Origin of the sequence: Pseudonocardia sp. DR1-2, assembly GCF_023717215.1 — a bacterium.
Taxonomy (GTDB): Bacteria; Actinomycetota; Actinomycetes; order Mycobacteriales; family Pseudonocardiaceae; genus Pseudonocardia; species Pseudonocardia alni.
In genome coordinates this window covers 34,434-59,439 of record NZ_JAMQOF010000009.1, presented here as the reverse complement: position 1 = coordinate 59,439, position 25,006 = coordinate 34,434, and the positions used below count along the sequence as shown (strand labels likewise).

Genomic DNA, 25,006 nt, shown 5'->3' with positions numbered 1-25,006 from the left:
ACCAGCTGACGCACACCCAGGCGCTGCTCGCCGACGACCCGATCTGGCTGATCCTGATCAAGGTCGTCGGGCTGTTCGCGCTCGGCGTCGTACTGACCCTGTTCATGATCAACTGGGAGCGCAAGGTCGTCGGCCGGATGCAGCACCGTCCGGGCCCGAACCGGACCGGCCCCGGCGGCTGGCTGCAGAGCCTCGCCGACGGTCTGAAGCTGGCGTTCAAGGAAGACATCATGCCGGCGATGGCCGACAAGAAGGTCTACTTCATCGCCCCGGTCATCTCGACGATCCCGGCGTTCGTCGCCTTCTCCGTCATCCCGTTCGGCGGCGAGGTCACGATCTTCGGCGAGCAGACGGTGCTCCAGCTCGTCGACGTCCCGGTCGGCGTGCTCGTCGTGCTGGCCTGCTCCTCGATCGGCGTCTACGGCATCGTGCTCGGCGGCTGGGCCTCGGGCTCGCCGTACTCGCTGCTCGGGGCGCTGCGCTCGGCCGCCCAGGTCATCTCCTACGAGATCGCGCTGGGCCTGGCCGTCGTCGGCGTCGTCCTCTACTCCGGCTCGCTGTCCACCGCGACGATCGTCGGGGCGCAGGCGTCGGGCTGGTACTTCTGGCTCCTGCTGCCGAGCTTCGTGGTCTTCGTGATCGCGATGGTCGGCGAGACCAACCGGGCGCCGTTCGACCTCCCCGAGGCCGAGTCGGAGCTGGTCGGCGGGTTCCACACCGAGTACTCGTCGCTGAAGTTCGCGCTGTTCTTCCTCGCCGAGTACGTGAACATGGTGACCGTCTCGGCGATGGCGGTGACGCTGTTCCTCGGCGGCGGCATGTGGCCGTGGCCGCTGAGCTTCCTCAACGAGTACGGCTGGATGCAGTTCGTCGCCTTCATCATCAAGGTGCTGCTGTTCCTGTTCGTGTTCATCTGGCTGCGCGGGACGCTGCCGCGGTTCCGCTACGACCAGTTCATGAAGCTGGGCTGGAAGGTCCTGGTCCCGGTCATGCTGGTCTGGATCGTCGCGATCTTCGGCATCCGGGCGTTCGTCAACACCGGCTCGGACAACTACGTGCTGCTGCTGTCGCTGATCGGCTTCGCGCTCGCCGTCGTGCTCGCGGTGGCGTTCCTGCTGCCCGACCGGCAGACCGAGGCGCCACCGGTCGAACCGGCGTCGGACTATCCGGTGCCGCCGCTGGACCTGGTGGTCCCCGACTCACCCCCGAAGCGTCGGAAGGCCGTCACGGCCGGAAAGGACGCGCGCTAGATGTTCGACTTCTTCAAGGGATTCGGCGTCACCTTCTCGACGATGTTCAAGAAGGTCGTCACCGAGGAGTACCCCGAGGACTTCCCGCCCGCCGCGCCGCGCTACCACGGGCGCCACCAGCTCAACCGGCACCCGGACGGGCTGGAGAAGTGCGTCGGCTGCGAGCTGTGCGCCTGGGCCTGCCCGGCCGACGCCATCTACGTCGAGGGCGGGGACAACACCGAGGAGGCGCGGTACTCGCCCGGTGAGCGCTACGGCGCGATCTACCAGATCAACTACCTGCGGTGCATCGGCTGCGGCCTGTGCATCGAGGCCTGCCCGACGCGCTCGCTCACGATGACGAACTTCTACGAGCTGGCCGACGACAACCGGCAGGACCTCATCTACACCAAGGAGCAGCTGATGGCCCCGCTGCTGCCGGGCATGGAGCAGCCGCCGCACCCGATGCGCCTGGGCGACGACGAGCAGGACTACTACGTCTCCGGCCCGACGCTCGCGAAGGTGTCCGCCCAGGACCAGACCAAGGAGCAGGCCCGATGACCACGGCCGCGGTCCTGGCCCAGGCGGCCGGGGAGGTGAGCACCGGCGAGGCGGTCGCGTTCTGGATCCTCGGACCGGTGGCGCTGGCCGGTGCGCTCGGCCTGGTCTTCGCCCGGCACGCGGTGCACGCCGCGCTGCTGCTGGTCCTGACGATGTTCTCGATCGCGGTGCTGTACCTGGTGCAGTCCGCCCCGTTCCTCGGGTTCGTGCAGATCATCGTCTACACCGGCGCCGTGATGATGCTGTTCCTGTTCGTCCTCATGCTGGTCGGACGGGACTCCAAGGACTCGGTGATCGAGGTCCTGCGCGGGCAGCGGGCCGCGGCGCTGGTGTTCGGCGTGGCGCTGGCCGCGCTCCTGGTCGGCGGGCTGGCCCGCGGCCTGACCAGCGTCACCCCCGCGGGGCTGGCGCAGGGCGGGCTCGGGTGGAACGGCAACGTCCCCGGCCTCGGCCGGCTGATCTTCACCGACTACCTGCTGGCGTTCGAGCTGACCGCGGCCCTGCTGATGGTCGCCGCGCTCGGCGCGATGGTGCTGTCCGGCTCGCAGAGCAGCCAGCACACCAAGATCGGCCAGCGCGCGACGGTGCTGAAGCGGCTGCGCGGCGAGCACGCCCGCATCTCCCCGCTGCCCGGCCCCGGCGTCTACGCGACGGCGAACTCCGTCGCGGTCCCGGCGATCCTGCCCGACGGCTCGATCGCCCCGGAGTCGCTGTCGGAGATCATCGAGTCGGTCGCGGTCGACGTGCCGGACACGACGACCCCGGACGCGCACGCGCTGACCGGCCGCCCCGCACCCGACCGGACCGCCGCCTCCGGTGAGGCCGCCGACACCGGGGAGCACCGATGAGGCCCGAGTACTACCTGCTGCTCTCGGCGCTGCTGTTCACCATCGGCGCCGTCGGCGTCCTGGTGCGGCGCAACGCCGTGGTCGTGTTCATGTGCATCGAGCTCATGCTGAACGCGGTGAACCTGACCCTGGTCACGTTCTCGCGCATCAACGGCAACCTCGACGGCCAGGTGATGGCCCTGTTCGTGATGGTCGTCGCGGCCTGTGAGGTCGTCGTCGGGCTCGCGATCATCACGGCCATCTTCCGCACCCGCCAGTCGTCGTCGGTGGACGACGCGAACCTCTTGAAGTACTAGGAGCGCGCTGGTGACCGTCCTTCTCGCACAGGCCGCCCCTCAGGCGACCGGCGCCGCCTCGCTGGCCTGGTTGCTGATCGCGCTCCCCGCGGCCGGTGCACTCGTGCTCTTCCTCGCCGGACGGCGGGCCGACGCCTGGGGCCACTGGCTCGGCGTCGCGACCGTCGTCGGCGCGTTCGTCGTCGGTGTGACGATATTCCTGCAGACCCTCGGTCTCCCCGCCGACGAGCGGCTGCGCGAGCAGTCGCTGTGGTCCTGGATGTCCTCCGGCGCGCTGGAGGTCGACTTCGGGCTCCGGATCGACACGCTGTCGCTGACGTTCGTACTGCTGATCACCGGGGTCGGGGCGCTCATCCACCTCTACTCGGTGGGCTACATGAGCCACGACCCGAACCGGCGGCGGTTCTTCGCGCAGCTGAACCTGTTCGTCGCCGCGATGCTGGTGCTGGTCCTCGGCAACAACTTCGTGATGCTCTACCTCGGCTGGGAGGGCGTCGGTCTGGCGTCGTACCTGCTGATCGGCTTCTACCAGGACCGGCCCTCCGCGGCGACGGCGGCGAAGAAGGCGTTCCTGATGAACCGGGTCGGCGACGTCGGCCTGGCGATCGCGATCTTCCTGCTCTGGCTGGAGCTCGGGACCCTGCAGTACACCGAGGTCTTCGCCCGCATCGGCGAGGTCGGCGGCGGCACGGTCCTCGCGATCACGCTGCTGCTCCTGCTCGGCGCCTGCGGCAAGTCCGGCCAGTTCCCCCTGCAGTCCTGGCTCCCGGACGCGATGGAGGGCCCGACCCCGGTCTCGGCCCTGATCCACGCGGCCACGATGGTCACCGCGGGCGTCTACCTCATCGCCCGGGCGTCGCCGATCTACAACCTGTCCGAGACCGGACGGCTGGTCGTCGCGCTCATCGGTGTCGTCACGCTGATGATCGGCGCGATCATCGGCTGCGCCTACGACGACATCAAGAAGGTCCTGGCCTACTCCACGGTCAGCCAGATCGGCTACATGATCCTCGCCGTCGGGCTCGGGCCGGCCGGCTACGCGCTGGGCATCCTGCACCTGCTGACGCACGGCTTCTTCAAGGCCGGGCTCTTCCTCGGCGCCGGTTCGGTCATGCACGCCATGAACGACGACGTCGACATGCGCCGCTTCGGCGGCCTGTGGCGGAAGATGCCGGTCACCTTCGTGACCTTCGGCCTCGGCTATCTCGCGCTGATCGGCTTCCCGTTCCTGTCCGGCTACTTCTCCAAGGACGCGATCATCGAGGCCGCGTTCGCCCAGGAGGGCTGGCAGGGCTGGGTGTTCGGCGGGCTCGCGACGCTCGCGGCCGGTCTGACCGCCTTCTACATGACCCGCCTGATGATCATGACGTTCTTCGGTGCGGAGCGGTGGCGCACGGTGCAGTCCACCGACGGCCGCGACTACCACCCGCACGAGTCCCCGGCGACGATGACCGTCCCGATGATCGTGCTGGCCGTCGGCTCCGTCTTCGGCGGCGGCGTGCTCTACGGGATGATCCCGGAGTGGCTCGCCCCGGTCGTGGGGGAGCGCCTCGAGCTCGAGGGCGGCGCCCTGCCGCACGCGGTGATCCCGTGGCTGGTCGTCGGCGTCTCGCTGCTCGGCGTGCTGGCGGGCTACCTGTTCGTCGGCCGCTCCCCGGTGCCGGTGGAGCGCCCGCAGCGGGTGTCGCCGGTCGTCGCCGCGGCCCGTGCCGACCTCGGCGCGAACGCCTTCAACGAGGCGTTCATCGAGCGGCCCGGCATCGTCCTCACACGGGCGCTCGCCTGGTTCGACGACCGCGGGATCGACGGGGCCGTCAACGGCACCGCGTCGGCGTTCGGCGGCGGTTCCAGCCGCCTGCGCCGGCTCCAGACCGGCTTCGTCCGGTCCTACGCACTCTCGATGCTCGGCGGGGCGGTCATCGTCGTCGCCGCGATGCTGGCGGTGAGGTTCGTCTCATGACCCCCCTGGACACGGCTCCCATCGTCCCCGGCTCCGGGGGCAACCCGTTCCTGATCGTCCTGCTGCTGGTGCCGGTCGTCGGCGCGCTGGTCATGTACCCGCTGCGCGCCAACACCGGGCTCGCGAAGGCGGTCGCGATGGCGACGGCGCTGCTGGAGCTGGTGCTCGTCGTCGTCGCGTGGGCGCTCTACTCCATCCCCGCGGCGCAGGCCGGCGCCCGGTTCCAGCTCGAGTTCTCGATGTCCTGGATCCCCGCGTTCGGTACCCACATCGCGTTCGGCGTCGACGGCATCGCGCTGGCGCTGATCGGGCTCACCGCGTTCCTGGTGCCCGGTCTGATGCTGTTCGCGTGGGCGGAGAAGCTGCCCGAGGGCCGCTCGGCCGCCGGGTACTTCGCGCTGCTGCTGGCGACCCAGGCGACGCTGGTCGGCGTCTTCGCCGCCACCGACGTCTTCCTGTTCTACGTGTTCTTCGAGGCCATGCTGGTCCCGATGTACTTCCTGATCGGCCGCTTCGGCGGGCCGCGCCGGCAGTACGCGGCGGTCAAGTTCTTCCTGTACTCGCTGCTCGGCGGCCTCATCATGCTGGCGTCGCTGATCGGGCTGTTCGTGGTCAGCGAGCAGCAGCTGGGCCAGGGCACGTTCACCTGGGCCGACCTGCAGGCGATGGCGTCGAGCGTGCCGGAGTCGACCCAGATCTGGCTGTTCCTCGGCTTCTTCGTCGCGTTCGCGATCAAGGCGCCGCTCGTGCCGTTCCACACCTGGCTGCCCGACGCCGGTGCCGAGGCCCCGATCGTCGGCGCGGTGCTGCTGGTCGGCGTGCTGGACAAGGTCGGTACCTACGGCTTCCTGCGCTACCTGCTGCCGCTGTTCCCGCAGGCGTCGCAGACCCTGGCGCCACTGGTGCTGGTGCTCGCCGTCGCCGGGATCGTCTACGCCGCACTGCTCGCGGTCGCCCAGACCGACATGGGCCGGTTCGTCGCCTACACCTCGGTGGCGCACTTCGGCTTCATCGCGCTCGGGGTGTTCGCGTTCTCCTCGCAGGCCTTCGCCGGCGCGACGCTCTACATGGTCAACCACGGTCTCTCGACCGGCATGCTGTTCGTCATGGTCGGCGTGCTGATCAGCCGCGGCGGCTCGCGCCTGATCGCCGACTACGGCGGCGTCGCGAAGCTCGCCCCGGTGATGGCGGGCTGCCTGCTGCTGGCCGGGATGAGCTCGCTGGCGCTGCCCGGCACGAACTCGTTCGTCTCGGAGTTCCTGGTGCTGGTCGGCTCGTTCCCGAACCGGCCGGTGTTCACCGTGATCGCGACGATCGGCATCATCTTCGCCGCGCTCTACGTGCTGTGGTTCTACCAGCGCACGATGCAGGGCCCGGTGCGCGGCACCGCGGTCATGGCGGCGCTGGAGCGCGGCGGCGCGGGCGGCCCGGGGTCGATGATCGACCCGGCGGTCGCCGCGCAGCGCAAGGGCACCGGCTTCCCCGACCTCACGGGTCGTGAGATCGGCGTGCTCGTGCCGCTGATCGTCGCGATCGTGGTGCTCGGCTTCTACCCGGGCCCGGTGCTCGACCTGATCAACCCGTCGGTGACGGCGACGATGACCGAGCTCGGCCTGCCCGACCCGGTCGTCGCTGGAGGGATCGCTCGATGAGCTCGTTGGTTCTCCCCGCCCAGGTGGCTCCGATCGAGATGCCCGCGGTCGACTGGGCGGCCACCGCGCCGCTGTGGATCGTGTTCGCGGGTGCCTGCGTGTCGGTGCTGCTGGAGGCGTTCCTCCCGCGGCACCAGCGCTGGCCCGTCCAGGTCGTGCTGACCGGGCTGACCCTGGTCGCGGCGCTCGTCGCGCTGGCCGGGTACGCGCTCGGGTCCCCGGCGGCGGTGCTGACCTTCGGCACCGCGCTGTCGGTGGACGCGCCGTCGCTGTTCCTGTGGGGCACCCTGATCGTCCTCGCGATCCCCAGCCTGCTGCTGATCGCGGACCGGTCGGTGGAGCCGGGCGGGGTGTTCGTCGCCTCGGCCGCCGAGCGGGCCGCGGTCCGAGCCGGCGGCGGCCCGGCCACCCCGGCCGGCGGCGAGCACGTCGACCGCTCCTACGGGGCGCCCGACGAGACACCGACGATGCAGACCGAGCCGTTCCCGTTCGTGCTGTTCGCGCTCGGCGGCATGATGGCGTTCGTCGCGGCGAACGACCTGCTGACGATGTTCATCGCGCTCGAGGTCCTGTCGCTGCCGCTGTACCTGATGTGCGGGCTGGCGCGGCGCCGCCGGCTGCTGTCGCAGGAGTCCGCGGTCAAGTACTTCCTGCTCGGCGCGTTCGGCTCGGCGTTCTTCCTCTACGGCATCGCGCTGCTCTACGGCTACGCGGGCTCGGTGCGGCTCTCGGCCATCTCCCAGGCCGCCGCGGGCACCCTGGCGTCGGACACGCTGCTGTTCGCGGGCCTGGCGCTGCTGCTGGTGGGGCTGCTGTTCAAGGGCTCGGTCGCCCCGTTCCACACCTGGACCCCGGACGTCTACCAGGGCGCCCCGACGCCGGTCACGGCGTTCATGGCGGCCTGCACGAAGGTCGCCGCGTTCGGCGCGATCGCCCGGGTGCTCTACGTCGGCTTCGGCAGCACCGTCTGGGAGTGGCGCGGCGTGCTGTGGGTGGTCGCGGTCGTCTCGATGGTCGTCGGCGCGGTGCTGGGGCTCACCCAGACCGACGTGAAGCGCATGATCGCCTACTCCTCGATCGCGCACGCCGGGTTCATCCTGCTCGGCGCGATGGCGCTGACCCCGCAGGGCACGTCCGGGCTCATGTTCTACCTGCTGGCCTACGGCTTCACGACGATCGCGGTCTTCGGGATCATCTCGCTGGTCCGCACCGGTGACGGCGAGGCCTCGGACCTGGCGGCCTGGGCGGGCCTGGCGAAGCGGTCGCCGCTCGTCGCCGGGATCATGACGTTCCTGCTGCTCGCGCTCGCCGGCATCCCGCTGACCAGCGGGTTCACCGCCAAGTTCGCGGTGTTCTCGGCGGCGTCGGCGGACGGCATGGTGCCGCTGGTGGTGATCGCGCTGGTCGCGTCCGCGGTGGCCGCGTTCTTCTACCTGCGCATCGTGGTGCTCATGTACTTCTCCGAGCCCGCCGAGGACGGTCCGGCCGTCGTCGTGCCCGGGGCGTTCACCACCGTGGCCATCACCCTGGGCACGCTGGCGACCCTCGTTCTCGGGATTCTTCCCACACCCGTCCTCGAATGGGCCGCCAGCGGCGCGTTCTCGGGCTGACGTTCGTAGGCTGTGGGGGTGGAGACACAGAGTGTGGCCGGGATCCGGATGGCCGATCCGGTCCTGGCCGAGGCCACCGCTGACGGGCTCAAGCGGGTCGAGGACCTGCTGCACCGCGAGGTGCACAGCGACTACGAGTTCGTCACCGAGACCTCGTTGCACCTGATCGACGCGGGGGGCAAGCGGTTCCGTCCGCTGTTCACGCTGCTCGCGGCGCAGGTGGGGCCGCATCCCGAACGCGACGAGGTGATCACGGCGGCCGCCGTGGTGGAGCTGATCCACCTGGCGACGCTGTACCACGACGACGTGATGGACGAGGCGTCCATGCGGCGGGGCGCGGAGTCCGCGAACTCGCGCTGGGACAACTCGATCGCGATCCTGACCGGGGACTTCCTGTTCGCGCACGCGTCGCGGCTGGTCGCCGACCTGGGGCCGGACGCGGTGCGGATCATCGCCGAGACGTTCGCGCTGCTCGTGACCGGTCAGATGCGCGAGACCCGCGGCCCCAAGGCGTCCGACGACCCGGTGCAGCACTACCTGCGGGTCGTCGCGGAGAAGACCGGGTCGCTCATCGCGACCTCGGGCCGCTACGGCGGCATGTTCTCCGGCGCACCCGCCGAGCACGTCGAGGCGCTGCGGACCTTCGGCGAGGTCATCGGAGCGGCGTTCCAGATCTCCGACGACATCATCGACATCGCGTCGCCGTCGGACGACTCGGGCAAGACGCCCGGCACCGACCTGCGCGAGGGCGTGCACACCCTGCCGATGCTCTACGCCCTGCGCGACGGCGACGACTCCGCCGACGCGCGCAGGCTGCGTCAGCTGCTGGCCGCCCCGATCAGCGACGACGACGAGGTGGCCGAGGCGCTGGAGCTGCTCCGCTCCGGTGACGCGCTGGTCAAGGCCCGCGAGACCGTCGCCGGGTACGCGGACCGGGCCCGCGCCGAGCTGGCGGTGCTGCCGCCGTGCCCGGCGATCGAGGCGCTGCGGACGCTGACCGACTACACGGTGGAGCGGGTGGGCTGAGGGGCCGGTGGGCGTCGCCGTCGCAGCAGGTCGACGGTGAAGACCACCAGCGCCAGCCAGACGAGGGCGAACCCGGCCCAGCGGGCCGGGGCCATCGTCTGCCCGACCACCAGCACGCCCCACAGGAACTGCAGCGTGGGGTTGATGTAGAGCAGCACCCCGAGGGTCGTGAGCGGCAGCCGGCGCGCCGCGGAGCCGTAGAGCAGCAGCGGGAGCGCCGTCGCCGGGCCCGCGGACAGCATCAGCAGCAGGTGCCACGGGCCGTGCCCGGTGAACGTGCCGCCGCCGGAGAGTTCCACGACGACCAGGAACACCGCGGCCGGCACGACGAGAACGAGGCCCTCCGCGGTCAGCCCGGCCGCGGCGGGCAGCGGCGCGGTCGCCTTGAACACTCCGTAGATCCCGAACGAGCAGGCCAGCGCCATCGACAGCCACGGCACCGTGCCGTTCCCGACGGCGATGACGACGACGGCCGTCGCCGCCAGACCCAGCGCCACCCACTGCGCGGGCCGCGGCCGCTCCCGCAGGACGAGGACGCCGAACAGCACCCCGACCAGCGGGGTCATGTAGTAGCCGAGCGCGGACTCGACGACCAGCCCCACCGACACGCCCCAGATGAACAGACCCCAGTTCACCGCGATGAAGACCGCGGCGGCGGCCGTCGCGAGCCATCCCCGCACACCGAGCCGGCGCACGTCGCCCCAGCCGCGCAGCACGGTCAGCACCAGCGACATCAGCACCGCGGTCCACAGCACGCGGTGGGCGAGCACCTCCAGCGGCGCCGCGGGGTCCAGCAGCGGCCAGAACGCCGGGAACAGGCCCCACAGGACGTACGCGCCGACGCCCGCGGTGAGCCCGGCGGGGTTCCGCTCGCTCCGTTCGGGTGTGGTTCGTTCGGGGGAACGAGCGGTGGTCATGGTCGCTTCGGGTGGTCGGTCACGGGCACGATGATCCGGTACGGGTGTGCTCCCGCGCGAGACGACGGCGGGGCGGGCACGATCCGTGATACCAAGCACGGCGACAGCGGTCCGGGACGGTCCCGGGCGGACGGAGGTCCGGCATGGGCTGGATGTGGGTACTGCCGGTGGTGCTCGTGGTCCTGGTGGTGGCAGGGGTACTGGTGTCCCGTCGCCGCGGGGGGACCGTCGAGGACGGTCCGGAGGCCACGGGGACGCCCGACACGGCGGAGGTGCCCGACGGGCCGGGCCCGGGGCGCGACCCGGGGACCGTGGGGCTGTTCGACACCGCGGGGGTGGTCGACCCGTCCGCCGCGGCGGCCGGGGCGCACACGCCGTCGCCGGACGTCGCACCGTCGCCCTCCTCGGCGGACGGTGCGGAGGAGTGGTCCGGCCCCGGGGCGACGGCGGGCGGGCCCACCGGGACCAGCGATGCGCCGGCCGGGCACGGGCTGTCCGGCGGGACGGAGGACGACCCGGCGCCCGGGACCCGGCCGCCGGACGTCGCGCCCGGAGCCACGGCGACGGCCCCGGACCCGTCCGGTCCCGATGTGTCGGATCGCGGTGCCGCCGGAGACGGAGCCGACGGGGACGGCGTCACGACGGGCGGGACCGGCCCGGGTGGCGACGACAGACCCACGACCGACGGCGTCGCTGCCCTGTCCCCGGACGGTGGGTCCCACGACGGCGCAGCCCCGGACGGTGAGTCGCGCGACGGCGCAGCCCCGGACGGTGCGGTCCACGACGGTCCGGCGGATGACGGCGCGGCCGGCTCCGTCCCGGTCCCGGGCGAGCCGGGCAGCGCCGCCACGACCGCGGACGCCGCGACGACCGCGGACGCCGCCACGGCCCCCGCGGTTCCTCTCCCGCGCCCCGAGAGCGACCCGGCGTCGCCGGAGGGATCGGCCGAGGACGACGAGCCGGCCGGCCGCCACGCCCTGCGCGACGACGTCGAACCGGCCCCGTTGCCCGAGCCGGGCCCCGCGCCGGCCGACGACGGCCCGCCCGCACCGCTGCCGATCCCGTCGCGGCCGCGACAGGGCGCCGGCGGCTCGGCGCTGGCGGCGCTCGACTCCATGATCATCGGCCCGTCCGCGGCGTCCGCGCCGCTGCCCCCGGGTGTGCGGCCCGGCCCGTACCCGGACTCGGTGCTCGCCCCCACCGACGGCGGCGACCCGCCCGAGACGCACCGGGTGAAGGTGCACAGCGGTTCGCGGCGGTTCCATCCGCCCGAGTCGCCGTACTACGTCCGCACCCGCGCGGACCTGTACTTCACCGCGGAGGGCGCCGCACGGGCGGCCGGGTTCATCGCCTGGCACGAACGCCCCGGGGCCCGCTGAGACCCACCGCCTCCGGACACACGACGGCCCCGGTACTCCGAGGAGTACCGGGGCCGCGGTGTGTCACGGGCCGGGACCTAGACGATGGTCCAGGTGTCGCGGCCGTTGAGCAGGGCCTGCAGGTCCGCGTCGGGCTTGGCGTCGCGCGCCGCCTGCACCTGGGCGCGGGCGGCGTCGTCGTAGGTGGTGCGGTCGGTGTTGCGGAAGATCCCGGTGACGGTGTGGGTGAGGTCCTGGTCCGAGAGCCGGGACAGGGCGAAGGCCAGCTCGTGGTCGGCGGCGTCGTGCACGACGATCTGCGAGGCGTCCACCGAGGCGGTCTCGACGACCTTGAGCTTGAACCCGTCCTGCACGACGGCGTGCGAGCCCTCGGCGCCGAAGACGATCGGCTCACCGTGGACGACGGGGATGAGCCGGTTGTCGGTGTCGCCCTTGCGGAGCACGTCGAAGCTGCCGTCGTTGAAGATGGGGCAGTCCTGGAAGATCTCGACCAGGGCGGAGCCGCGGTGCTCGGCGGCGGCCTGGAGCACGGCGGTGAGGCTCTTGCGGTCGGAGTCCAGGGCCCGTCCGACGAAGCTCGCCTCGGCCCCGAGGGCCAGCGAGATCGGGTTGAACGGGTGGTCCAGCGATCCCATCGGGGTGGACTTGGTGACCTTCCCGACCTCGGAGGTCGGGGAGTACTGGCCCTTGGTCAGCCCGTAGATCCGGTTGTTGAACAGCAGGATCTTGATGTTGACGTTCCGGCGCAGCGCGTGGATCAGGTGGTTGCCGCCGATGGAGAGCGCGTCGCCGTCGCCGGTCACGACCCAGACGCTGAGGTCCTCGCGGCTGGTCGCGAGACCGGTCGCGATGGTCGGGGCGCGGCCGTGGATGGAGTGCATCCCGTAGGTGTTGAGGTAGTACGGGAACCGCGAGCTGCAGCCGATGCCGGAGACGAAGACGGTGTTCTCGCGCTTGATCCCCAGGGTGGGGAGGAACTGGCGGACGGCGGCGAGGACGGCGTAGTCGCCGCAGCCGGGGCACCAGCGGACCTCCTGGTCGGAGGTGTAGTCCTTCGCGGTCTGCTTCGCGTCCGTGGTCGGGACGCCGTCGAGGCCGCCGATGGACGGCAGGCCCAGGTCGGTGGCGGTCATGCCTGCGCTCCAGTGGTCTCGTTGGCGATGTCGGACGCCGACTCCGGGTGCTTGCCGGTGAGGTAGTCCAGGAACACGTCCTGGAGCTCCTCGGCGCCGAACGGGAGCCCGGCGACCTTGGTGTAGCTCTTGACGTCGACCAGGTGCTCGGCGCGCAGCAGCATGGCGAGCTGACCGAGGTTCATCTCGGGGCAGAGCACCGTGCGGTAGCCGCCCAGGATCTCGCCGAGGTTGGCCGGCATCGGGTTGAGGTTGCGCAGGTGCACCGTGGCGACCGAGTGGCCCAGCTTGCGCACGCGCCGCGCCGCGGCGTTGATCGGGCCGTAGGTCGAGCCCCAGCCGATGACGAGGAAGTCCGCGTCGCCGTCGGGGTCGTCGACCACGAGGTCGGGGACGTCGATGCCGTCGATCTTGGCCTGGCGCAGCCGGACCATGCGGTCGTGGTTGTCGGGGTCGTAGGAGATCGAGCCGCGCCCGTCGGCCTTCTCCAGCCCACCGACCCGGTGCTCCAGCCCGGCGGTGCCCGGGATCGCCCACGGCCGGGCCAGGGTCTCGGGGTCACGCAGGTACGGCCAGAACTCCCCGGACCCGTCGGGGGCGTTGGGTTCGGTCGCGAACCCCGGGTCCACCGTCGGCAACGACTCGACGTCGGGGATCTTCCACGGCTCGGAACCGTTGGCCAGGGCCCCGTCCGACAGCAGCATGACCGGGGTGCGGTACTTCACCGCGATCGCGGCGGCCTCGACCGCGGCGATGAAGCAGTCCCCCGGCGTGCAGGGGGCGATCACCGGCAGCGGCGCCTCCCCGTTGCGCCCGTGCAGGGCCTGGAGCAGATCGGCCTGCTCGGTCTTGGTCGGCAACCCCGTCGAGGGCCCACCCCGCTGCACGTCGATGACCAGCAGCGGCAGTTCCAGGGCGACGGCCAGGCCGACGGTCTCGGCCTTGAGCGCGATCCCCGGCCCCGACGTGGTGGTCACGCCGAGTGCCCCGCCGAAGGCTGCGCCGAGGGCGGCGCCGACACCGGAGATCTCGTCCTCGGCCTGGAACGTGGTCACGCCGAAGGCCTTGTGCTTGGACAGCTCGTGGAGGATGTCCGAGGCCGGGGTGATCGGGTAGGTCCCCAGGAACACCGGCAGGCTCGTCGTCCGCCCCGCGGCGATGAGCCCGTAGGCCAGGGCGACGTTCCCGGTGATCTGCCGGTAGGTCCCCGGCGCCAGGCGGGCCGGCGCGACCTCGTAGGTCACCGCGAACGCCTCGGTCGTCTCCCCGTAGGCGTGCCCCGCGCGGAACGCCAGGATGTTGGCCTCGGCGATGTCGGGCTTCTTCGCGAACTTCTCCCGCAGGAACCGCTCGGTCGACTCCGAGGGGCGGTGGTACATCCAGGACAGCAGACCCAGGGCGAACATGTTCTTCGCCCGCTCGGCGTCCTTCTTCGACAGCCCCGTCTCCTCCAGCGCCCCGCGGGTCAGGGTCGCCATCGCGACCCCGTGCACCGCGTAGGGCTCGAGCGAGCCGTCCTCCAGCGGGTTCGCCGCGTAGCCGACCTTGGTCAGGTTCCGCTTCGTGAACTCGTCGGTGTTGACGATCAGCACCCCGCCCTGGGGCAGGTCGCCGATGTTGGCCTTCAGCGCCGCCGGGTTCATCGCGACCAGCACGTCCGGACGGTCACCGGGGGTCAGGATGTCGTAGTTCGCGAAGTGCAGCTGGAACGACGACACCCCCGGCAGGGTCCCGGCAGGCGCCCGGATCTCCGCGGGGAAGTTCGGCAGCGTCGACAGGTCGTTGCCGAAGTTCGCGGTCTCGGAGGTGAAACGGTCACCCGTCAGCTGCATGCCGTCACCGGAGTCGCCGGCGAACCGGATGACCACCCGGTCGCGCTGCACGACCTCGGAGTCGCGTGCCTCGACGGGAGTGTCGCTGGTCGTCATGGGCTGATGGTCCCCAGTTCGGCGTCGAATTGTCCCTCGATACATCGAGGTTAACTCCCGGTTCGGCCCCCTGTCCGGAGACCCGGGGGCACGTCACATAACCCGGATTACGTTCGTGTCGCGTGTCACTTCTTGCTGATCTTCTTCTGCAGCGCCGCGACGCGCTCCGCGAACGCCTCGGAGTGCACCGTCTCGGCCTGCGCGCGGACCTCGACGTCGGTCGCGTCGGCGTGCGCGGTGAGCCGGGAGGTGATCCGCATCGTCGCCTTGGTGGTGACGATCAGGTCCCGCGGTGCGGCGGCCGCCCGGCCCGCGAGCTCGTGGGCGCCTGCCATCAGGTCCTCGTCGCTGTCGTAGGCGCGCCAGGCCAGGCCGACGCGCTCGGCCTCGCGGGCGTCGAGGACGTCGCCGAACAGGGTCATCGCCGCGGTGCCCTGGGCGCCGAGGGCGCGCTGGGCCATCCACGTGTAGCCGCCGCCGGGGTGCAGGCCCAGCTGCATGAAGCGGACGTCGAACCTCGCGGTCGGGCCGGCCAGCCGGACGTCGCAGGCCAGGGCCAGGTTGATCCCGGCGCCGACGGCGGCGCCGTTGACCGCGGCCAGGGTCGGCAGCGGGGACGAGGCGATGGCGAGGAATCCGGAGTAGACGCGCTTGAGCGTGGCCGGGTCGGCCTCCTGCAGCTCCGCGAGGTCACCGCCCGCGCAGAAGGCGGGTGCCTGCCCGGTGACGACGATCGCACCGACCGAGTCGTCGGCGTTCGCGGCCTCGACGGCGGCGACGAGCTTCTGCGAGAGGTCCAGGTTCAGCGCGTTGCGTCGTGCCGGGTTGGACACGGTGAGCACCGCGACACCGTCGGTGACCTCGGTGCGGACCTCTGTCGTGACATCGCCGTCGCTCATGGGCCCGACTCTTCCACGCCGGGTTAGCCTCCCGCACGTGACGGGTGCACAGGTGACCGGGCGGGCCGAGCTGCCCCGCCACCACGCCGGCTGCTTCGCCTGCGGCGATGGCCCCGGCGGGCTGCGGATGCGCTTCGCCGATCCCGGCCCCGACTCCGACGGGCGGGCCCGGGTGACGGGGGCGGTCGTCGTCGCCGACGCGCACGAGGGCGCGCCCGGGCTGGTGCACGGCGGGGTGCTGGCCGCGGCGATGGACGAGCTGTTCGGCGCGCTCCAGCACCACCTCGACGGCCACTACGTGACCGCGGAGCTGACCACCCGCTACCGGGCGCCGGTGCCGCTCGGCACGACGCTGCACCTCGACGCGGTGATCGAGTCGGTCGACGGGCGCAAGCTGTGGGTCCGCGGCACGGGCAGGCTCGACGCCCCGGACGGCACCGTCGCGGTGTCGGCGACGGCGCTCTTCCTCGGCGTCACGCTCGACCACTTCCGCCGCCACGCCCCCGAGGGCACCCGCTTCCGGGAGCGGCACGCGCGCTGAGCCGCGGCCGGGGCGGGTCACACCCGGGAACGCGGCGCCCGGTTCGTCCGTTGACCCGGGTGACCCCCGCAGGACCGCACGGAAAGGCGACCCCGGCGTGCACAGCCACATGAACGGTCTGAAGACGGCCGTCCTCCTCGGCGCGATGAGCGCCCTGATCCTCGCGATCGGCGGGGTCCTGGGCGGGCGCGGCGGACTGGTCATCGCGCTCGTCATCGCGTTCGCGGTGAACGGGTGGGCCTACTTCAACTCGGCGAAGACGGCGCTGCGGTCCATGCACGCCCAGCCGATCACCGAGGCCGAGTACCCGCAGCTGTTCCGGATCGTCCGCGAGCTGAGCCAGCGGGCCCGCCAGCCCATGCCGTCGCTGCACATCAGCCCGACCGACGCGCCGAACGCGTTCGCCACGGGCCGCAACCCGCGGCACGCCGCGGTCTGCGTGACCACCGGTCTGCTGCACCTGCTCGACGAGCGCGAGCTGCGCGCCGTCATCGGCCACGAGCTCAGCCACGTCTACAACCGCGACATCCTGATCTCCTCGATCGCCGGTGCGCTCGCCTCGGCGGTGTCGTTCCTCGCGAACTTCGCGATGTTCGCCTCGATCTTCGGCGGCGGCGACGAGGACCGCCCGAACCCGATCGCGATCATCCTGGTCGCGATGCTGGGGCCGATCGCGGCCGGCGTCGTGCAGATGGCCGTCAGCCGGTCCCGTGAGTACCAGGCCGACGCGTCGGGCGCCGAGCTCACCGGTGACCCGCTGGGCCTGGCCTCGGCGCTGCACAAGCTCAAGTACGGCACCGCGGCCGCTCCGCTGCCCCCGGACCCGCGGCTCACCGCGCAGTCGCACCTGATGATCGCCAACCCGTTCCGGCCCGGCGAGAAGATGGCGAGGTGGTTCTCCACCCACCCGCCGATCGAGGACCGGATCGCGCGGCTCCAGCAGATGGCCCGCCGCTGAGCGGACCGTTCCGGGGGGTGGTTGCGTGTCCCCGGGTCGCTGTTCCGTAACGGTTCGGGGTGCCGCGAGCGATGGAACTCCCAGAGCAGAGCTCCCCCTGCGGAAGAGGACCCATGAGCGAGACCCCGTCCCAGAAGCCCCGCCACGCGCTCACCGACACCGGTGGGACGCCGTCGGTGCCGCTCCGGGGCGGCCCGGTCGAGGTGCCGTCACCGGCGCGCCCGGGGGACGACGTGGTCACCGGGACCGGCCCGGGGGAGCAGGTCGCGCTGCCGGCGGCCCGGTCGTCCTCGGACGCCGACGCACCGGTCGCGCCGACCGCCGCCGATGCGGACGTCCCGGCCCCCTCCGCCCCGGACGCCGACACGGACACACCGGTCGCGCCCACCCCGGACACCGAGCCGGAGCCCCGTGCCCCTCGTGCGGCCGCGCCGGACACGGCGCCCGGCGGCGGGTCCTCCGACGACGCGCCCACCACCGCGCTGCCCGTCGTCCCGCGTCCCCGCGACGCGGCCGGTCCCGGTCGGGAGCGGCCGGTCGACGTCGGGTCCCGGCAGGCCCCGGACGTCTACGTCCCCGGGCAGTACGCCGCGTCGGCCCCGCGACACCCGTCCCGACCGACGGCGCCCCGGCAGCCCGTGGCGGGCCGGCCCCCGGCGGTGCAGCGCCCGCCCGCGCGATTCCCGTCGGGACCCGCAGCACAGGCCCCGGCCGTTCAGCGGCTCCCCGAGCCGTTCCGCGCGGCGCCGCTGCCCGAGGGCGGCGGTGCCCGGACCTCCGGTGGCTTCCGGCTGCCCGACTTCCCGGCCCGCACCCGACCGGTACTGCCCGCCGTCCTGGGCGCGGCGGCCGCGGTCGTCCTGGCCCTCGGTGTCGTCGCCGGGGTCACCGGCACGTCGGACGCGTCGCCGGAGCCCGCGCCCGCCCCGGTGTCCACTCCCTGACCGATCTGCTTGTATCCCCGCCGTGGGGATCTCCTGGGACGACTACCGCAGCCACGACGCCGTCGGGCTGGCCGCACTCGTCGCCGCGGGTGAGGTGAGCGCGGCCGACCTGCTGGAGGCCGCCGTCGCCCGCGCCGACGCCGTCGAGCCGGGCCTCAACGCCATCCGGCTGCGCCTCGACGACGCCGCCCGCTCCCGCGCACGTGGCCCGCTGACCGGGCCGTTCGCGGGCGTCCCGTTCCTGGTGAAGGACCTCGCCCAGCACATCGCCGGGGTCCCGACGGCGTCCGGCTCCCGTCCGCTCGCCGACCACCCGCGCCCCGAGACCTCGACGGTGGTCCGGCGCTGGACCGAGGCCGGTCTCGTCGTGTTCGGACGGACCGCCACGCCCGAGTTCGGTGCCCGCGCCGTCACCGAACCCGCGCTCGGCGGCCCGACCCGCAATCCGTGGGACCCCGGCCGCACTCCCGGCGGCAGCTCCGGCGGGTCCGCCGCGGCCGTCGCCGCCGGGATCGTCCCCGCGGCCGGCGCGAGCGACGGCGGCGGCTCCATCCGCATCCCGGCCGCCGCCTGCGGGCTGTTCGGGCTCAAGCCCGGCCGCGGCGTGACGCCGTCCGGGCCGGACGTCGCCGAGGGCTTCCACGGCGCGGCGGTGCAGGGTGTGCTGTCGCGGACCGTGCGGGACTCCGCGGCCCTGCTCGACGTGACGGCCGGTCCGGAACCGGAGGGCCCCTACGTCGTACGTCCGCCGGAGCGCCCGTACGTCGACGCCGTCCGGGACGACCCGGCGCCGCTGCGGATCGGGCTGGCCACCGCCTCGCCGCTGGGCACCGACGTGGACCCCGAAGCGGTCGCCGCGGCCACCGACGCCGCCGAGCTGCTGACCTCGCTCGGTCACGTCGTGGAGGAGTCCGCCCCCGCCCTCGACGGCCGGGCGCTGGCCACCGACTTCCTCACCACCTGGTTCTCCACGATCTCGGCGCAGGTGGCGTCGGCGCGGGCGCTGACCGGCTGCGGTGACGACGCCTTCGAGACCGAGACCCGGGTGATGGCCGCGATCGGCCGCGCCACCCCCGCGCCGGACTACCTCGCCGCGCTCGCCCGCCGCCAGGACCACACCCGCGCGCTGGCCGCGTTCCACGAGCGCTACGACCTGCTCCTCACCCCGACCCTGGCCCGGCCGCCGTGGCCGATCGGGGAGCTGGCACTGCCCGCCCCGGCCCGGATCGGCGCGCAGGCGCTGCTGCGGGCCGGCGCGTCCGGCCTGTTCGGACGGCTCGGCCTGGTCGAGAGCCTGGTCGACGCCAACTTCGCCCCGGTGCCCTACACCCAGCTGGCGAACCTGACCGGGCGGCCCGCGTCGTCGGTGCCGCTGTACCGGACGGCGTCCGGGCTGCCGCTGGGCGTGCAGTTCGTCGGGCGGCCGGGGTCCGAGCCGCTGCTGCTCGCCCTGGCGGCGCAGCTGGAGCGGGCGCGGCCGTGGGCGCACCTGCGGCCCGCGGTCTAGGGGTCGACGAGCCGCGCGAGCGCCCGCACCCGTTCCCGCTGCACCCCGGCCACGGCCGGGGCGTGGTGCAGCAGACCGTCGACGGCGTGCACCAGGGTGCGCGCGAGTCCGTCCGGGTCCGTCGTGCCGGGCCGCCGTGACAGGTGGAACGCGACCTCCCGGACGCAGTCCTCCCGCAGCGCCTCGACGACCGCGACGCCGTGCGGGGTGCGGGTCGCGAACGCGGCGAACAGCGCGTGCAGACGCGGGTGGTCGGCGTGCAGGGCCACCGCGGTGTCGGCGATGCACAGCAGCGCGGTGCGCGGCTCCGGCGGGTCCGCCCGCAGCTCGGCGCAGACCGCGTCCAGAGTGGACCGGGCCTCCCGGACGTGCCGGGCGACCAGCTCGTCGAGCAGGGCCTGCTTGTCCGGGAAGTACTGGTACAGCGACCCGACGGCGACGCCGGCCCGCGCCGCGATGCGGTTGGTCGTCGCGGCGAGCCCCTCCCGCGCGAAAACCTGAGCAGCGGCGGTCAGGACGAACTCCACGGTCGCCCGCGACCGCTCCTGACCTGGTGTCCTCCGCACGCCCCGCCCCCTGTGCGCCGCCCGCGAACGCGAGTTGTCGCGGCCCATCGCAGCACGAACGCTGGAGCGGTGACCAGCACCTTCCTCGTGGACTACCCGCTGCGGCTGCTGCCCGGCCTGATCGTGGTCGGGGCGACCTTCGTCCTGGTCGGACGGTCGTCCCCGCTGCTGCGGATCGTCCTGCTCGTGACCGGGTTCGTGCTGGTCCGGGACGCGATGACACCGCTCGGCCTGTGGTCGATCGGCCCGGCGCCCCACGGCCTGCTGTGGCTGCGGCTGTCCCCGGACCCGGTGGTGCTGCTCGGCATGGGGACGGTGGGGGTCGCGGCGTCGCTCGCCGTCGCGTACGGCCCCCGCGACCTGCGCGGGCTGGTCGTGTGGGGCCGGCTCGGGCCGCGGTCGCTGCTCGCCGCGCTCGGTGGCGCCGCGGTCCTGCTGGTGCCGCTGACCGCCGTGCTGTGGACGATCCCCGTCGAGCAGCGTGGAGGCGCGGTGGCGGTCGGGCTGCTGCCGGCGCTCGCCGTGCTCGCGTTCGGGGGCAACCTCCTGGAGGAGGTCCTCTTCCGCGGACTCCTGCAGGGACACCTCGTGGGGCCGCCGGCGTTCGGCGCGGTGCGCGCCGTCGTCGCGTCGGGCCTGCTCTTCGCGGTGGGGCACGTCGTTCTCGCCACGACCGTGACCGACCTCGGATGGCCGCTCCTCGTGTTCACCGCCGCGGAGGGACTGGTGTGCGCGTGGGTGCGGCACGGGCACGGCGTGCTGGCCGCGACCCTCACGCACGGGACGGTGATCCTGGGTCTCGCCTCGGGGCTGTGAACGGCCCCCGGTGACAGCGGGACACATCGGGCGTCGCGGATCACGCACCGGGACCGTGTCCGACCGCGTCACCGTCCGGGGCCGGTGTGCCCGGGAGGCCGCGGCGGGACGCATCGAGGGATGTGCGTCCGGCCGGGAGCCGGCCCGCCCGCCCGCCCGCCCGCGACCCGACCGCCACGATCGGCGACAGCCTGTCGATCGTGGGCGTGTGGCGTGGCGGGCGGGAGGTGTCCGGCCGTGCCGGGGCCGGCCCGGCTACCGGTAGTTGGTGAACTGCAGCGCGATGCCGAAGTCCTTGGACTTGAGCAGCGCGATGACGGCCTGCAGGTCGTCCTTCTTCTTGCCCGAGACGCGCAGCTGGTCGCCCTGGATCTGGGCCTGGACGCCCTTGAGCTTCTCGTCGCGGATGGCCTTGCTGATCTCCTTGGCCTTGTCCTGCGCGATGCCCTGCAGGATCTTGCCGCCAGCCTTATAGGCCTTGCCCGACAGCTGGGGCTCGTCCACCTCGAGGGCCTTCAGGCTGATCGAGCGCTTGATCAGCTTCTCCTTGAACACCTCGATCCCGGCGAGCAGCCGCTCCTCGGTGTCGGACTCGAAGGTCACGGCCTCCTCGCCGGCCCATGCGAGCGTCGTGTTGGTGCCGCGGAAGTCGAAGCGCTGCGACAGCTCCTTGGCGGCCTGGTTCAGGGCGTTGTCCACCTCCTGGCGCTCCACCTTGCTCACGACGTCGAACGACGGGTCGGCCATCGGTCACTCCCTCGGGGTCGGTCGGGGCCCCCTCGTCGGGGGCCGTCGGTCGTGTCGTATCCTCGTTCACGCACTCAGCGAGAGCGACGTGCACCCCGGCTGGTTGCCCGAGCGGCCAAAGGGAGCGGACTGTAAATCCGTCGGCGTAGCCTTCCCAGGTTCGAATCCTGGACCAGCCACAGCAGGTGAAAGAGACCCCCGACCAGCGGAAATGCTGGAACCGGGGGTCTCTTTCGTAGTCCGGGTGTGTCCGGCTCCGGACGGCTCGTGACGGGTGTTCACGGACTATGCACGGACTGATCCTGGTCGCGGAGCGCGTCCTCGACGCGACGGTGGACCGCGTCGTCCTGACCGGCGATGCACCTGGCATGGACCCGCAGCAGAACGTCCACGCTGTGTCCGGCCCAGGACGCGACCTGCGGGGCGGGGACACGGCCGTTGAGCCAGGTGGACACCGCGGCGTGCCGGAGGTCGTAGGGGCGCCGTGCGAGTGGTGACGCGGCCTTTTCCGCGGTCAGTGCCGGCGGGGACGGACCACCCGGACCTCCTTCGTGCCCCGGTGCTTGAGCCGGCGCGGCTCCCGGCGGGTGCCGGACTCACTCCATGCCCGGCCGGCCGACGGGCGGAGGCGTTCAGGTACAGCTCACCCCACCCGCGTTCGGGCAGGGACAGGGCCTCCTCGCGCAGCTCGACGGCCTCACCCGGACGCAGGGCGGTGTAGTACACGACACCGAGGAACGCGACGAGTGGAGGCCCGGACCCCTGGCCACGGACAGCGTCGAGGAGCGCACGGGCCTGCCGGTGGTTGATCACGACCCGAGGGTTCACCGCCCCGGTGATCTTCGGGGCGCGCCGGCGGAGCGAGGTGATCGGTCGCCTGCCCGGCCCCTGCAGCGCGGCACCTCTGATCGCTCAGCCCGATGAGTTCGCGGTCCCCCGACAGTCGACCGTCGTATGAGCATTCCCCGGCCGAGGACCACCGGACGCTTCCACGGCCGGACCGCACTGATCACCGGTGCGGCCCGCGGCCAGGGACGTAGCCACGCACTGGCCCTGGCCGCCGAGGGCGCCGACGTCATCGCCCTGGACATCTGCGAGGACATCGCGACCGTCGCCTACGACCTCGCGACCCACTCCGACCTGGCCGAGACCACGGACCGGGTCCGCGAGCTCGGCCGACGGGCGGTCGGGATCCCGGTCGACGTGAGGGACGCAGAAGCCCTGGCCGCGGCTGTCGACCGTGCGTGTGCCGACCTGGATGCGGCTCCCGATGTCGTGCTCGCCAACGCCGGTATCGGGCTCATGACGGGCGCCGACGGCCCGGCGGAGTTCCGTGACCAGCTCGACGTCAATCTCACCGGGGTCTGGAACACCGTCCAGGCCACTGCACCGCGCATGATCGAGCAGCGCCACGGCGGGGCGATCGTGCTCACGAGCTCCGCGTTCGGGCTGACCGGGCGTGGTGGCGACGGCCAGGGCGGCAGCGACGGCTATGTGGCGAGCAAGCACGGCGTGGTCGGGCTCATGCGCACCTTTGCGACCTGGCTCGCACCCCACGGGATCCGCGTCAACTGCGTCAACCCCTCCGGCGTCGCAACCCGCATGGTCCTCAACCCCGCGGTCGAGGCACTCTTCGGCGGCGGCGACACCCCGCCTGAGCAGCCCAAGCCGGTCGACGACGTCGCCAACCTCCTCGAAGTCGGCCTCGTGCAACCCGAGGACATCACCGCTGCGGTCGCGTTCTTGGCTTCCGGTGAGGCCCGCTACATCACCGGCGTCGCGCTACCGGTCGACGCAGGCATGCTGGTCCGGTGAACCCACGGGGCTCCGCCCAGACCCGACACTGCTCGGAGATCACCAGCAGGCCGGGCATGTGGGGGAGAGGCCCCCGCCGGTGCAGCTCACGGACGATACGCGGACGCGGGCGGGAGGTCCGTACGTGCGCCGCAGGTCACCCGGCCCCAGCCGCCGAGCGAGCCGGATGTCCGGCATCGGTGTCCACATGCGATCCGCTGCGTGCCCGTCGAGCCACCGCGCGATCACGTCCCGCGGGCTACTCGTCCCAGACGATCCCGACCGAGTCCAGACGCGGGCGGTCGAAGCCCCACAGGAACTCGAGCGTCTCCCGCGGACGGTCGTTGTGGATCCGGTGCGGTACCCCCGTGGGGATCCACAGAGCCGAACCCGGCTCACCACGGATGACCTCGTCGCCGATGGTGAACTGCGCCGACCCCCGGATGACGTAGTACCACTCGTCAGCGTGCGGGTGATGGTGGAGCAGGTGCACCTCGCCGGGGCTCAGCCAGGCCAGTCCGACCATCAGGCGCTCGGACCCGACGAGCTGCTCCGACACGAGTTCGATCAGCCGTCCCCGATCGCGCGGGTCACCGCCGGCGCTCATCCACGACTCGTTCCCGGCGTCGCCCTGGTCGACGACGGGTTGGGTCTGCGCCCTGACGTGGAACCTGCTCGACGTGCCGTCGCTCATCGACATCCCTCACGACTCGACCCGGCCGCCGAACGCCGGCCGCATCCCCGTTCGATCGGGACTCTGCGGGCGGGCGGCGCAGACCCTGGCCGGCGCGGTGACCCGGAGCGGCCACCCCCGGGCAGTCTCCGAGACGAGAAGCCCTGACGTCCATCTCGGGATATCGGCCCTGATCGTGTTCGTGAGGTACACGATCCATCGCCAGGACGACGTCCGGGTGCGGGATCCGGCCGCACCCCTCGCCCGAGGGGTGTCCACGTCGTGGTGGCAGCCAGGACGAGTGGTCACGGAGTGCCCGCCCGACCGGCGGTGTCCGGTCCGGCGTCCGTCACCGGCGGTGTGCCGCCACCGCCCGGGCGCCCGCGTGGTCCCCGGCGGCCTCGAGCCCGCCCACCACGCCGTCGACGTCGGCGGCCGGCCGGTTCTGGCTCAGCTTGAGCTTCGCCTCGATGCTCTCGATCCGCAGCTCGACGCCCACGATCGCGCGCAGCTGCCCCCGCACGAACGCCTCCGGGGCGTCGTCGACGCTCCAGGGCGCGGGCCGGCCGGCCTCGTACAGATCGGTCAGGCGACGCACGACGGCGTCGAGCCAGTCGACGTCGTCGTGGACGACCACGGTGCCGCGGACGTGGGCGGTCACGTAGTTCCAGGTGGGCACGACCCGGCCGTGCTCGGCCTTCGACGCGTACCAGGTCGGGCTGACGTAGGAGTCCGGCCCGCGGACGATGACGAGCCCCTGCCGGCCGTCGACGCGGGTCCAGTGCTCGTTGTTCCGGGCGAGGTGACCGAGCAGCGCGCCGCGGTCGGGGTCGTGGACGAACGGCAGCAGCGTCGCGTCGAGTCCCTCCGGGCCGGCTGTGACCAGGTCCGCGGCACCGGGGCGGGCGAGGAGCCGGCGGACGTCCTCGTCGGTGGGGGCGAAGTGGGCGGGGACGTACACGGCGGGTCCTCTCCTCCGGGCGCGGTCGGGCTCCCTCCAGGGTGCCCGGCGCGACGGCGAT

Annotated in this window: 23 protein-coding genes and 1 tRNA gene; 16 read left to right on the top strand and 8 right to left on the bottom strand. The window is 72.6% G+C overall.

Features of this window, described 5'->3' with window-relative positions; translation table 11 throughout:
• Positions 1-5: 5 nt before the first annotated feature.
• From nuoH to ND486_RS24125, 8 genes are read left to right on the top strand one after another with little or no spacing between them, the layout of a single operon-like run.
• Positions 6-1,250, top strand: a complete 1,245-nt coding sequence (nuoH, locus tag ND486_RS24160; RefSeq protein WP_062403806.1) for an NADH-quinone oxidoreductase subunit NuoH — start codon at positions 6-8, stop codon at positions 1,248-1,250.
• A complete protein-coding gene (nuoI, locus tag ND486_RS24155) occupies positions 1,251-1,790 on the top strand; it encodes an NADH-quinone oxidoreductase subunit NuoI (protein ID WP_060710481.1) in 540 nt (179 codons plus the stop codon).
• Positions 1,787-2,638: an NADH-quinone oxidoreductase subunit J gene (locus ND486_RS24150; protein ID WP_062397973.1), complete on the top strand. Its 852-nt coding sequence runs from the start codon at positions 1,787-1,789 to the stop codon at positions 2,636-2,638. Before nuoI ends, ND486_RS24150 begins: the two co-directional genes overlap by 4 nt.
• Positions 2,635-2,934, top strand: coding sequence for an NADH-quinone oxidoreductase subunit NuoK (gene nuoK / locus ND486_RS24145; protein WP_060710483.1), 300 nt, complete (start codon positions 2,635-2,637; stop codon positions 2,932-2,934). The genes ND486_RS24150 and nuoK overlap by 4 nt, the downstream gene beginning before the upstream one ends.
• 7 nt (positions 2,935-2,941) lie before the next feature.
• Positions 2,942-4,894 (top strand): NADH-quinone oxidoreductase subunit L, encoded by a 1,953-nt coding sequence (gene nuoL, locus ND486_RS24140; protein ID WP_218622898.1) that lies wholly within the window; start codon positions 2,942-2,944, stop codon positions 4,892-4,894.
• A complete protein-coding gene (locus ND486_RS24135) occupies positions 4,891-6,546 on the top strand; it encodes an NADH-quinone oxidoreductase subunit M (protein WP_208818969.1) in 1,656 nt (551 codons plus the stop codon). The genes nuoL and ND486_RS24135 overlap by 4 nt, the downstream gene beginning before the upstream one ends.
• Positions 6,543-8,156, top strand: a complete 1,614-nt coding sequence (gene nuoN, locus ND486_RS24130) for an NADH-quinone oxidoreductase subunit NuoN (RefSeq protein ID WP_251786722.1) — start codon at positions 6,543-6,545, stop codon at positions 8,154-8,156. Before ND486_RS24135 ends, nuoN begins: the two co-directional genes overlap by 4 nt.
• 48 nt (positions 8,157-8,204) lie before the next feature.
• Positions 8,205-9,182, top strand: a complete 978-nt coding sequence (locus tag ND486_RS24125) for a polyprenyl synthetase family protein (RefSeq protein ID WP_062403804.1) — start codon at positions 8,205-8,207, stop codon at positions 9,180-9,182.
• Here the strand turns inward: ND486_RS24125 and rarD are convergent.
• Entirely contained in the window at positions 9,158-10,099 is a 942-nt protein-coding gene (gene rarD, locus ND486_RS24120; protein ID WP_251786721.1) for an EamA family transporter RarD, read from the bottom strand. The two genes, ND486_RS24125 and rarD, sit on opposite strands and share 25 nt — an antisense overlap.
• 143 nt (positions 10,100-10,242) lie before the next feature.
• Between rarD and ND486_RS24115 the strand changes: the two genes are divergently transcribed.
• A complete protein-coding gene (locus ND486_RS24115; RefSeq protein ID WP_251786720.1) occupies positions 10,243-11,478 on the top strand; it encodes a hypothetical protein in 1,236 nt (411 codons plus the stop codon).
• A 77-nt stretch (positions 11,479-11,555) separates the two neighbouring features.
• Here ND486_RS24115 and ND486_RS24110 read toward each other — a convergent pair whose 3' ends face one another.
• The 3 genes from ND486_RS24110 to ND486_RS24100 form a co-directional block, all read right to left on the bottom strand.
• Positions 11,556-12,611, bottom strand: coding sequence for a 2-oxoacid:ferredoxin oxidoreductase subunit beta (locus tag ND486_RS24110; RefSeq protein WP_251786719.1), 1,056 nt, complete (start codon positions 12,609-12,611; stop codon positions 11,556-11,558).
• Positions 12,608-14,539, bottom strand: a complete 1,932-nt coding sequence (locus ND486_RS24105; RefSeq protein WP_062397963.1) for a 2-oxoacid:acceptor oxidoreductase subunit alpha — start codon at positions 14,537-14,539, stop codon at positions 12,608-12,610. Before ND486_RS24105 ends, ND486_RS24110 begins: the two co-directional genes overlap by 4 nt.
• A gap of 125 nt (positions 14,540-14,664) precedes the next feature.
• Positions 14,665-15,438: an enoyl-CoA hydratase gene (locus ND486_RS24100; RefSeq protein WP_251786718.1), complete on the bottom strand. Its 774-nt coding sequence runs from the start codon at positions 15,436-15,438 to the stop codon at positions 14,665-14,667.
• Positions 15,439-15,475: 37 nt separating this feature from the next.
• Here ND486_RS24100 and ND486_RS24095 point away from each other — a divergent pair, with 37 nt between their 5' ends.
• The 4 genes from ND486_RS24095 (at position 15,476) to ND486_RS24080 (ending at position 19,388) form a co-directional block, all read left to right on the top strand.
• A complete protein-coding gene (locus ND486_RS24095) occupies positions 15,476-15,979 on the top strand; it encodes a PaaI family thioesterase (protein WP_251786717.1) in 504 nt (167 codons plus the stop codon).
• A gap of 97 nt (positions 15,980-16,076) precedes the next feature.
• A complete protein-coding gene (gene htpX, locus ND486_RS24090) occupies positions 16,077-16,937 on the top strand; it encodes a zinc metalloprotease HtpX (protein ID WP_073576528.1) in 861 nt (286 codons plus the stop codon).
• 113 nt (positions 16,938-17,050) lie between these two features.
• Positions 17,051-17,881: a hypothetical protein gene (locus ND486_RS24085; protein WP_251786716.1), complete on the top strand. Its 831-nt coding sequence runs from the start codon at positions 17,051-17,053 to the stop codon at positions 17,879-17,881.
• A gap of 28 nt (positions 17,882-17,909) precedes the next feature.
• On the top strand, positions 17,910-19,388 hold the full coding sequence (locus ND486_RS24080; protein ID WP_251786791.1) for an amidase: 1,479 nt from the start codon (positions 17,910-17,912) through the stop codon (positions 19,386-19,388).
• Here the strand turns inward: ND486_RS24080 and ND486_RS24075 are convergent.
• Positions 19,385-19,915: a TetR/AcrR family transcriptional regulator gene (locus ND486_RS24075; RefSeq protein WP_251786715.1), complete on the bottom strand. Its 531-nt coding sequence runs from the start codon at positions 19,913-19,915 to the stop codon at positions 19,385-19,387. The two genes, ND486_RS24080 and ND486_RS24075, sit on opposite strands and share 4 nt — an antisense overlap.
• A gap of 108 nt (positions 19,916-20,023) precedes the next feature.
• Here ND486_RS24075 and ND486_RS24070 point away from each other — a divergent pair, with 108 nt between their 5' ends.
• Positions 20,024-20,770, top strand: a complete 747-nt coding sequence (locus ND486_RS24070) for a CPBP family intramembrane glutamic endopeptidase (RefSeq protein ID WP_251786714.1) — start codon at positions 20,024-20,026, stop codon at positions 20,768-20,770.
• 255 nt (positions 20,771-21,025) lie between these two features.
• Here ND486_RS24070 and ND486_RS24065 read toward each other — a convergent pair whose 3' ends face one another.
• Positions 21,026-21,517 (bottom strand): YajQ family cyclic di-GMP-binding protein, encoded by a 492-nt coding sequence (locus ND486_RS24065; RefSeq protein WP_251786713.1) that lies wholly within the window; start codon positions 21,515-21,517, stop codon positions 21,026-21,028.
• 97 nt (positions 21,518-21,614) lie between these two features.
• Between ND486_RS24065 and ND486_RS24060 the strand changes: the two genes are divergently transcribed.
• Both ND486_RS24060 and ND486_RS24055 read left to right on the top strand, forming a co-directional pair.
• Positions 21,615-21,696 (top strand) — tRNA-Tyr (locus tag ND486_RS24060).
• Positions 21,697-22,471: 775 nt separating this feature from the next.
• Positions 22,472-23,332: a mycofactocin-coupled SDR family oxidoreductase gene (locus ND486_RS24055; protein ID WP_251786712.1), complete on the top strand. Its 861-nt coding sequence runs from the start codon at positions 22,472-22,474 to the stop codon at positions 23,330-23,332.
• Positions 23,333-23,570: 238 nt separating this feature from the next.
• Here the strand turns inward: ND486_RS24055 and ND486_RS24050 are convergent, their stop codons facing one another.
• Together ND486_RS24050 and ND486_RS24045 are read right to left on the bottom strand one after the other, a co-directional pair.
• A complete protein-coding gene (locus ND486_RS24050) occupies positions 23,571-24,005 on the bottom strand; it encodes a cupin domain-containing protein (RefSeq protein WP_251786711.1) in 435 nt (144 codons plus the stop codon).
• Between the two features lie 328 nt (positions 24,006-24,333).
• Positions 24,334-24,945 (bottom strand): FMN-binding negative transcriptional regulator, encoded by a 612-nt coding sequence (locus tag ND486_RS24045; protein WP_251786710.1) that lies wholly within the window; start codon positions 24,943-24,945, stop codon positions 24,334-24,336.
• Positions 24,946-25,006 lie beyond the last annotated feature (61 nt).